This is a genomic window from Streptomyces sp. NPDC048506 (genome assembly GCF_040651315.1).
Taxonomy (GTDB): Bacteria; Actinomycetota; Actinomycetes; order Streptomycetales; family Streptomycetaceae; genus Streptomyces.
Window position 1 is genome coordinate 191,922 of the sequence record NZ_JBEZIX010000010.1, and the last position, 8,983, is coordinate 200,904.

Sequence of the window (8,983 nt, forward strand, 5' to 3'; positions counted from 1 at the left end):
GCCGTTCCTCCTCGCGGCGCGGCCGGGGACGGACGGCTCAGGACCGCTCCGCCGGGTTGAGGACCCCGTCGAGGATCCGGGCCCACTGCTCCACGACCCGGTCGCGCCGGGCCGAGTCGTCCGTCAGCAGGTTGGCCAGCCCCAGCCCCCGCGCCATGTCGAGCAGTCCCTGAACCGTCTCCCGTACGCCGGGCACGGCCTCGTCCGCCTCCAGCAGTGCCACCGCCGTGCGGTGCACCTCCCGTCCGACCCGGGCCTCCAGGGCGGTGACCTGTTCGCGCAGTTGCTCCTCGTCGGAGGCCGCCACCCACAGGTGCAGCGCGGCCCGGAACAGCGGCCCCGTGTACAGGCCGACCAGCTCCTCGACGATGATCCAGGTGCGGGCGATGGACCCGGCGGGCGGCAGGTCGTGGGCGACCGCCTTCAGGGCGCCCTTGCGCTTCTCCGCGACGTGTTCGACGGCCGCGGTGAACAGGTCCTCGCGGGTGCGGAAGTGGTGCTGGGCGGCGCCCCGGGAGACGCCCGCCCGCTCGGCGACGACGGAGACCGTGCTGCCGCTCCAACCGCGCTCCGCGAGGCAGGAGATGGCGGCCTCCAGCAGCTTGAGGCGGGTGGCGCGGCTGCGCTCCTGCTGGGGCGGCCGGGCGCCGCGGGCCGGGGTCAGCGCGCCCATGCCGGAGCCCGTCGTTCCAGGAAGGCGGTCATGCCCTCACGGGCCTCGGCGGAGCCGAAGAGCCGCGCGGACCGTTCGGCGAGCGCCTCGGTGTCGCGGTCGAAGGCGGCCAGCACCTCCGCGGTGACCAGCCGCTTCGACTCGGCCAGGCCCTGGGGCGAGCCCTTGCGCAGGCCCTCCAGTACGGGGGCGAGACCGGCGTCGACGTCGTCGGCCGCCAGCGTGACCAGGCCGATCCGGGCCGCCTCAGCGGAGCCGAACGTCTCGCCGGTGAGGTAGTAGCGGCCGGCTGCGCGCGGATCCAGCCGCGGCAGCAGCGGCATGGAGATGACGGCGGGCGCCAGGCCGAGCCGGGCCTCGGTGAAGGCGAAGCCGGCCTTGGGGCCGGCTGCGGCGATGTCGCAGGCGCCGAGCAGCCCCAGTCCCCCCGCCCGCACATGCCCGGTGACCCGGGCGACGACGGGCCGCGGCAGCTCCACGATGGCGCGCAGCAGCCGCGCCAGGCCCAACGGGCCGTCCGTGGCCGCTCCCGCCGTGGCCTCGGCCAGGTCCGCACCGGCGCAGAACGTCCCGCCCGTGTGGGTGAGCACCACGGCCCGGGTCCCGTCGTCGGCCGCGGCGTCCACGAGCGCCTGGTGCAGCTCGGCCACCAACCGGGTGGAGAGCGCATTGCGGTTGTGCGGGGAGTCCAGGGTGAGGGTGGTGATGCCGCGCTCGTGGGAGCGCAGCACCAGGGGTGTCGCTGGTACGTCGGTCATCGGTCCGTCGAGCTCCTTTCCCTGGCGCGCGGTTCGCGCCGCAGGATCTTCCCGGTGGTGGCGCGCGGCGCACCGTCTTGTGGGGGCGACCCGAGCGGCAACGTACGCGATGACCTCGTCGGCGCTCAGGCGGGCCCCCGCTGCCGCACCGCGCACGCCTCGGGGACCTCGTCACTGTCCTCGCCCGGAACGCCGCGGCCGGCCCCTCAGTACGACTTGGGCAGCCCCAGCGACTGGTGCGAGACGAAGTTGAGGATCATCTCGCGGCTGACCGGGGCGATCCTGGCCACCCGGGCGGCCGTGATCAGCGAGGCGAGGCCGTACTCCTGGGTGAGGCCGTTGCCGCCGAGGGTGTGCACGGCCTGGTCGACGGCGTGCACCGCGGCCTCGGCCGCCGCGTACTTGGCCATGTTGGCGGCCTCGCCGGCGGCCAGGTCGTCACCCGCGTCGTAGAGACGCGCGGCCTTCTGCATCATGAGCCGGGCCAGCTCCAGCTCGATGTGGGCCTGGGCGAGCGGGTGGGCGATGGCCTGGTGGGCGCCGATGGGCTCCTTCCACACCTGGCGGGTGCGGGCGTAGTCGACGGCCCGGTCGAGGGCGTAACGGCCCATGCCGAGGGCGAAGGCGGCGGTCATGATGCGCTCGGGGTTGAGCCCGGCGAACAGTTGCAGCAGCCCGGCGTCCTCGTCGCCGACCAGGGCGTCGGCGGGCAGCCGCACCTCGTCCAGGACCAGTTCGAACTGCTTCTCCGGGGCGGCCAACTCCATCGGGATGGCACTGCGGCCGAAGCCGGGCGCGTCGCGCGGGACGATGAACAGGCACGGCTTGAGCCGACCGGTGCGGGCGTCCTCGGTGCGGCCCACGATCAGCGTCGCATCGGCGATGTCGACGCCCGAGACGAACACCTTGCGGCCGGTGAGCAGCCAGTCGGTGCCGTCCCGGCGGGCGGTGGTGGTGATCCGGTGCGCGTTGGAGCCGGCGTCGGGTTCGGTGATGCCGAAGGCCATGGTGCGGGTGCCGTCGGCGAGTCCCGGCAGCCACGCCCGCTGCTGCGCCTCGGTCCCGAAGCGGGCGATGACGGTGCCGCAGATGGCGGGGGAGACGACCATCATCAGCAGGGGGCTGCCGGCCGCACCCAACTCCTCCAGCACGATCGAGAGTTCGGTGATGCCGCCGCCTCCGCCGCCGTACTCCTCGGGGAGGTTGACCCCGAGGTAGCCGAGTTTGGCGGCCTCGGCCCACAGCTCGTCGGGGTGCCCCTCCGAGCGGACGACGCTCGTCATGTAGGCGCGGCCGTAGCGCTTGCCGAGCGCGGCGACGGCGGCGCGCAGTGCCTGGTGCTCTTCGGTTTCGAGGACGGTGTTCATGACTCTTCCTCCTGAACGACGGCGAGCAGGGCGCCGACCTCGACCTGGTGGCCGGGGGCGGCGTGCAGGGCGGTGAGCGTGCCGGAGGCGGGGGCGGTGATCTTGTGTTCCATCTTCATCGCCTCCAGCCACAACAGTGGCTGCCCGGCCGCCACCCGGGCGCCTTCGGCGAGCCCTTCGGCGACCCGGACGACGGTGCCGGGCATGGGTGCGAGCAGCGACCCCGGGGCGCGCTGTGCGGCGGGGTCGGGGAAACGGGGCAGGGCGGTCAGGGCGGTGCCGTTCACATGGACGCGGTCGCCGTACCGGCCGACCGCGAACCGCCGCCGCACCCCGCCGACGTCGAGGACGACGGCGTCGGGGGCGGCGTGCACGACGTGCACCCCGTCGGCGGACAGGCCGTCCCTGGTGTGCCGGTAGTGGACCTCGTGCTCGACGCCGTCGGGTTCGGTGCGGTAGCGCTTGGTCTGCGGCTGGGACGGCACGTTGCGGAAGCCGCCGAACCGGGAGCGGCCGTGCGCCTCGGCGAGGGCCGCGGCGAGCGGCGCGTACGGGTCGGTGACGGGCTCGGCGAGGGCGTCCAGATGCCGCTGGTAGAAGCCGGTGTCCATGCGGGCCTCGACGAACTCCGGGTGCCGCAGGGAGCGCACGAGGAGGTCCCGGTTGGTGACCGGCCCGTGGACGGTGGCCCGCTCCAGGGCCCCGGAGAGCCGGCGCAGCGCCTCCGCCCGGGTGGGCGCGTGGGCCACCGCCTTGGCGAGCATCGCGTCGTAGTGCACGCCGACCGTGTCGCCGTCGGCGTAGCCGGTGTCGAGGCGCACGCCGGGGACGGCCAGCCGGTGCAGGGTGCCGGTCTGCGGGGCCCAGCCGGCGGCCGGGTCCTCCGCGTACAGGCGGGCCTCCACCGCGTGCCCCTGGGCGCGCGGCGGCTCGCCGTCCAGGGGGCCGCCCTCGGCGATCCGGATCTGGAGGGCGACCAGGTCGATCCCGAACACGGCCTCGGTGACGGGGTGTTCGACCTGGAGGCGGGTGTTCATCTCCAGGAAGTGGGCCCGGCCGTCGGCTACCAGGAACTCCACGGTGCCGGCGCCGCGGTAGCCGGTGGCCCGGGCGGCGCGCTCCGCCGTCTCGTGGAGGGCGGCGGTGAGTTCCGGCCCGAGGCCGGGCGCGGGCGCCTCCTCGATGACCTTCTGGTGGCGCCGCTGGAGCGAACAGTCGCGGGTGCCGAGCGTCCATACGGTGCCGTGCGCGTCGGCGAGGACCTGCACCTCGACATGGCGTCCGCCCTCGACGTACGGCTCGACGAACACCTCACCGTCCCCGAAGGCGCTCAGCGCCTCGGCCCGCGCGGCCGTCAACGCGTCGTCCAGATCGGCGAGTTCGCGCACGATCCGCATGCCGCGACCACCGCCGCCGGCCGCGGCCTTCACCAGGACGGGCAGGTCGTCGGCGGTGACGGACGTCAGCGGGCGGATGCCCATGAGGTCCTTGGCGCGGGTCTTGGAGGCCATCGCCTCGATCGCCTCGGGCGGCGGACCGATCCAGGTCAGCCCGGCGTCGAGGACGGCACGGGCGAAGTCGGCGTTCTCGGACAGGAACCCGTAGCCCGGGTGCACGGCGTCGGCTCCCGCGTCCAGCGCCGCCTTCACCAGGAGGTCACCGCGCAGGTACGTCTCGGCGGGCGTGTGGCCCGCGAGCCGCACCGCGGCGTCGGCCAGGCGGGTGTGGAGGGCGTCCTGGTCGGCGTCGGAGTGCACGGCGACGGTGCGGATGCCCAGGTCGTGGCAGGTGCGGAAGACACGGCAGGCGATCTCGCCGCGGTTGGCGACCAGTACCGAGGTGATCATGTGGAGGGACCTCACATCCGGAAGACGCCGAACCCACCCCGTGCGCCCTCCACGGGCGCCGTGTGGATCGCGGACAGACACAGGCCGAGGACGGTGCGGGTGTCGCGCGGGTCGATGACGCCGTCGTCGTAGAGCCGCCCGGACAGGAACATCGGCAACGACTCGGACTCGATCTGCTGCTCGACCATGGCCCGCAGCCCGGCGTCGGCCTCCTCGTCGTAGGGCCGGCCCTTCGCGGCCGCCGAGGCGCGGGCGACGATCGACAGCACCCCGGCCAGCTGCTGGGGGCCCATCACGGCGGACTTGGCGCTCGGCCAGGCGAAGAGGAAGCGGGGGTCGTAGGCGCGCCCGCACATGCCGTAGTGCCCGGCCCCGTACGAGGCGCCCATCAGCACCGACAGATGCGGCACCGTCGAATTGCTGACCGCGTTGATCATCATCGCGCCGTGCTTGATGATGCCGCCCTGCTCGTACTCCTTGCCGACCATGTAGCCGGTGGTGTTGTGCAGGAAGAGGAGCGGGACGTCGCGCTGGTTGGCCAACTGGATGAACTGCGCGGCCTTCTGGGACTCCGCGCTGAACAGGACGCCCTGGGCGTTGGCGAGGATGCCGACCGGGTAGCCGTGCAGGGCGGCCCAGCCGGTCACCAGGCTCGACCCGTAGAGCGGTTTGAACTCGTCGAAGTCCGAGGCGTCCACGATCCGGGCGATCACCTCCCGGGGGTCGAAGGGCGCCTTGAGGTCGCCGGGGACGATGCCGAGCAGCTCCTCCGCGTCGTGCGCGGGCGGCGCCGCGGGTCCCGGATCGGCCTGCGCCTTGCGCCAGTTGAGCCGGGCGACGACCCGCCGCGCCTGGCGCAGCGCATCGGGCTCGTCCACCGCGAAGTGGTCCGCGAGGCCCGAGGTGCGGGCGTGCATCTCGGCGCCGCCGAGCGACTCGTCGTCGCTCTCCTCGCCGGTCGCCATCTTCACCAGCGGCGGCCCGCCGAGGAAGACCTTCGCCCGCTCCTTGACCATGATCACGTGGTCGGACATGCCGGGGACGTAGGCGCCACCGGCGGTCGAATTGCCGAAGACCACGGCGACGGTCGGGATGCCGGCCGCGGACAGCCGGGTGAGGTCCTTGAAGAGCGCCCCGCCCGGGATGAAGATCTCCTTCTGGCTGGGCAGGTCCGCGCCGCCGGACTCGACGAGCGAGACCACCGGGAGCCGGTTGGCGAAGGCGATCTCGTTGGCGCGCAGGGCCTTCTTCAGGGTCCAGGGGTTGGAGGCGCCGCCGCGCACCGTCGGGTCGTTGGCGGTGATCAGGCACTCCACGCCCTCGATGACGCCGATGCCGGTGACCAGCGACGCACCGACCTGGTAGTCGCTGCCCCAGGCGGCGAGCGGCGACAGCTCCAGGAACGGCGTATCGGGGTCGACCAGCAGCTCGATCCGCTCCCGGGCGAGCAGCTTGCCGCGCTCCCGGTGCCGGGCGACGTACTTCTCGCCGCCGCCGGCGATCGCCTTGGCGTGTTCGGCCTCGACCTCGGCCAGTTTGGCGAGCATCGCGGCCCGACGTTCGCCATGGGTGGCGCTCGTCGGGTCGAGTGCCGTTCCGAGCACGGTCACAGCAACACCTCCGGTATGTCCATGTGCCGTGCGCGCAGCCACTCCCCCACGGCCTTGGCCTGCGGATCGAAGCGGGCCTGTGCGGCGACGCCCGCACCGAGCAGCCCGTCGACGACGAAGTTGAGCGCGCGCAGATTCGGCAGTACGTGCCGGTCGACCGGCAGGTCGGCGGTCTCGGGCAGCAGGCGGCGGAACCGCTCGACGGTCAGCTCGTGCACCAGCCAGCGCCACGCCTGGTCCGTACCGGCCCACACCCCGACGTTCGCCGCGCCGCCCTTGTCCCCGCTGCGGGCCCCGACGACGCGGCCGAGGGGTGCCCGCCGGGTGCCCCGAACGGCCAACGGCTCGGGGAGCGCCGGATCGTCCAGCCGCACCAACTCCCGCGTGTTTCCCGCGGGTTGTACCTCGACGTGGGCGCCGTCCGGCAGGACCGCCCGGTGCGGCACCTCGGCCGCGTCCACCGCCACCGCCTCGAAGACGCCGTAGGGCGAGCCCTTGCCGGGCGGTGCGGTGAGGTGGAAACCGGGGTAGCTGGCCAGCGCCAACTCCACCGCGGCGCCGCTGACCACCCGCCCCACCGCGCGCTGGTCGGCGTCCCGCACCACCAGCCGCAGCAGCGCGCTGGCCTCCTCCTGGACGTCGGCGTCGTCCCGGTCGGTGCGGGCCAGCGTCCAGCGCACCTCGGCGGGGCGGCGGCCGGCGGCGGCGAAGGCCGCGTCCATCTGCCGGCGCACCAGCTCGGCCTTGGCCTCGACGTCCAGCCCGGTCAGCACGAAGGTGACCTCGTTGCGCCAGCCGCCGAGCCGGGTCAGCCCGGCCTTGAGGGTCGGCGGCGGCGCCTCGCCCCGCACCCCCTCGATCCGGACCCGGTCCGGCGCCTCCTGCCGCAGCCGTACGGTGTCCAGCCGCGCGGTCACATCCGGCCCGGCGTAGCGGGCGCCGGACGTCTCGTACAGGAGCTGGGCGGTGACCGTGCCGACGTCGACCACCCCGCCCGTCCCCGGATGCTTGGTGATCACCGACGACCCGTCCTCGGAGATCTCGGCGAGCGGGAAGCCGGGGTGCCGCACGTCATGGGCGCCGAAGAAGGAGTAGTTGCCACCGGTGGCCTGGGTGCCGCATTCCAGGACGTGCCCGGCGACCACCGCGCCGGCCAGCCGGTCCAGGTCCTCGGACGACCAGCCGAAGTGCGCCTGGGCAGCACCGCTGACCAGCGCGGCGTCGGTGACCCGTCCGGTGATCACCACATCGGCCCCGGCGCGCAGACAGGCGGCGATCCCGGCACCGCCGAGGTAGGCGTTGGCGGTCAGCACACCGTCGCCCCAGCCACGGCCGAGCAGGTCGTCCCCCTCCACATGCGCCACCCGTACGGGAACCCCGACCTTCCGGGCCAACTCCCTTACCGCGTCGGCGAGTCCGGCCGGATGCAGCCCACCCGCGTTGGTGACGATCCGCACCCCGCGCTCGACGGCCAGCCCGAGGCCCTCCTCCAGCTGCCGCAGAAAGGTCGTGGCGTAGCCGCGCGCGGGGTCCTTCAGACGGTCCCGGCCGAGGATCAGCATGGTCAGTTCGGCGAGGTAGTCGCCGGTGAGGACGTCGAGGGGGCCGCCGGTGAGCATCTCGCGGACCGCGTCGAAGCGGTCACCGTAGAAACCGGAGGCGTTGCCTATCCGCAGCGGTGCGCCCCCGCTCACGCCGTGGCTCCCCCGGACGCAGGCCCGCGCCCCTTCCCCGGTGGGCCGGCGAAGGCCTGGGCGATCCCCAGCCAGCGTTCCGCGTCGGCGCCCTCGGCCCGCAGGGACGGCAGGGCGTCGCGGTGCGCCCGCTGGGTCACCAGCAGACAGAACTCCAGCGCGGTGCCGGTCACCCGCTGCCGGGCCGCGGCCGGACCGTACTCCCACACCGTGCCGTCCGGCGCCCGCAGCTCCACCCTGAACTCCTCGTCGGGCGGGGTCATCCGATGCGTGGCGTAGGCGAAGTCACGGGTGCGCACCCCGAGCCGGGCGATGTGCCGCAGCCGCGGGGTGGGGAGCCGGGTGACGCCCAGCGCGTCGGCGACGTCCTGGCCGTGCGCCCAGGTCTCCATCAGCCGGGCGGTGGCCATCGACGCCACGCTCATCGGCGGGCCGTACCACGGCAGCTTCTCGCCCGTCGGGCGTGCGGCGAGCGCCCGCTGCAACTCCGCGCGGCCGGCCCGCCACTCGGCGAGCAGCTCGGCGGGCGGCGTCTTCGCCCCCGCCTCGGCGGCCTCGTCGACGAAGGTCAGCGGCGACGCCAGGGCCTCCCGCGCGGCCCGGACGAACCCCTCCGGGTCGGTGGCGGACAGCAGCGCCTGCCGGTCGGTCCAGGCCAGGTGCGCGATCTGATGGGCGACGGTCCACCCCTCGGCGGGCGTCGGCGTCCTCCAGCGCCCGGCCGGCAGCCCCGCGACCAGCGCGTCCAGCTCCTCGCTCTCCGCTCCGAGATCCGCCAGTACGGCACCGGGATCGGCCACGCGGCACTCCCCTCGTCGGCCCATCTGCCGTACGGCCAGGGCTGGTTGACAGGTGTGGTTACGGGTTCCGCACCGAGGGTGACACCACACGCCAAAACAATCAAGCGTGCGTGCATTTTTTTATGCCGCCCACGTTTTTGTCTGCGGCGCCGTGCCGGTTTCTCGCCATTGCGCCTGCGGCGGGCGGTGCCGCTGCGCGGGGCTGTTCGGCTGCGGTGACGGTCCTCCGGGGCA

At 74.0% G+C, this 8,983-nt stretch carries 7 protein-coding genes; all 7 read right to left on the reverse strand.

From position 1 onward, the window contains the following. Positions 1-37: 37 nt before the first annotated feature. The gene (locus tag AB0C96_RS10880) at positions 38-673 is read right to left on the reverse strand and encodes a TetR/AcrR family transcriptional regulator (protein WP_362915877.1); all 636 of its coding nucleotides are present in this window, start codon (positions 671-673) and stop codon (positions 38-40) included. After that, a complete protein-coding gene (locus tag AB0C96_RS10885) occupies positions 661-1,431 on the reverse strand; it encodes an enoyl-CoA hydratase family protein (protein ID WP_362915879.1) in 771 nt (256 codons plus the stop codon). Before AB0C96_RS10885 ends, AB0C96_RS10880 begins: the two co-directional genes overlap by 13 nt. A gap of 206 nt (positions 1,432-1,637) precedes the next feature. Beyond that, positions 1,638-2,798: an acyl-CoA dehydrogenase gene (locus tag AB0C96_RS10890; RefSeq protein WP_362915881.1), complete on the reverse strand. Its 1,161-nt coding sequence runs from the start codon at positions 2,796-2,798 to the stop codon at positions 1,638-1,640. Further along, positions 2,795-4,645 carry a biotin carboxylase N-terminal domain-containing protein gene (locus AB0C96_RS10895; RefSeq protein WP_362915883.1) on the reverse strand — a complete coding sequence of 617 codons (1,851 nt, stop codon included), beginning with the start codon at positions 4,643-4,645 and terminating at the stop codon, positions 2,795-2,797. The genes AB0C96_RS10890 and AB0C96_RS10895 overlap by 4 nt, the downstream gene beginning before the upstream one ends. An 11-nt stretch (positions 4,646-4,656) precedes the next feature. Next, positions 4,657-6,255, reverse strand: coding sequence for a carboxyl transferase domain-containing protein (locus tag AB0C96_RS10900; RefSeq protein WP_362915885.1), 1,599 nt, complete (start codon positions 6,253-6,255; stop codon positions 4,657-4,659). Further along, a complete protein-coding gene (locus tag AB0C96_RS10905; protein WP_362915887.1) occupies positions 6,252-7,949 on the reverse strand; it encodes an acyclic terpene utilization AtuA family protein in 1,698 nt (565 codons plus the stop codon). Before AB0C96_RS10905 ends, AB0C96_RS10900 begins: the two co-directional genes overlap by 4 nt. Further along, the gene (locus tag AB0C96_RS10910; RefSeq protein ID WP_362915889.1) at positions 7,946-8,749 is read right to left on the reverse strand and encodes a TIGR03084 family metal-binding protein; all 804 of its coding nucleotides are present in this window, start codon (positions 8,747-8,749) and stop codon (positions 7,946-7,948) included. The genes AB0C96_RS10905 and AB0C96_RS10910 overlap by 4 nt, the downstream gene beginning before the upstream one ends. Between the last annotated feature and the right edge of the window lie 234 nt (positions 8,750-8,983).

Bases quoted from the DNA above. Each gene is read 5' to 3' on its own strand.
- AB0C96_RS10880 (WP_362915877.1), bottom strand. From the start codon at position 673: ATGGGCGCGCTGACCCCGGCCCGCGGCGCCCGGCCGCCCCAGCAGGAG.
- AB0C96_RS10885 (WP_362915879.1), bottom strand. From the start codon at position 1,431: ATGACCGACGTACCAGCGACACCCCTGGTGCTGCGCTCCCACGAGCGC.
- AB0C96_RS10890 (WP_362915881.1), bottom strand. From the start codon at position 2,798: ATGAACACCGTCCTCGAAACCGAAGAGCACCAGGCACTGCGCGCCGCC.
- AB0C96_RS10895 (WP_362915883.1), bottom strand. From the start codon at position 4,645: ATGATCACCTCGGTACTGGTCGCCAACCGCGGCGAGATCGCCTGCCGT.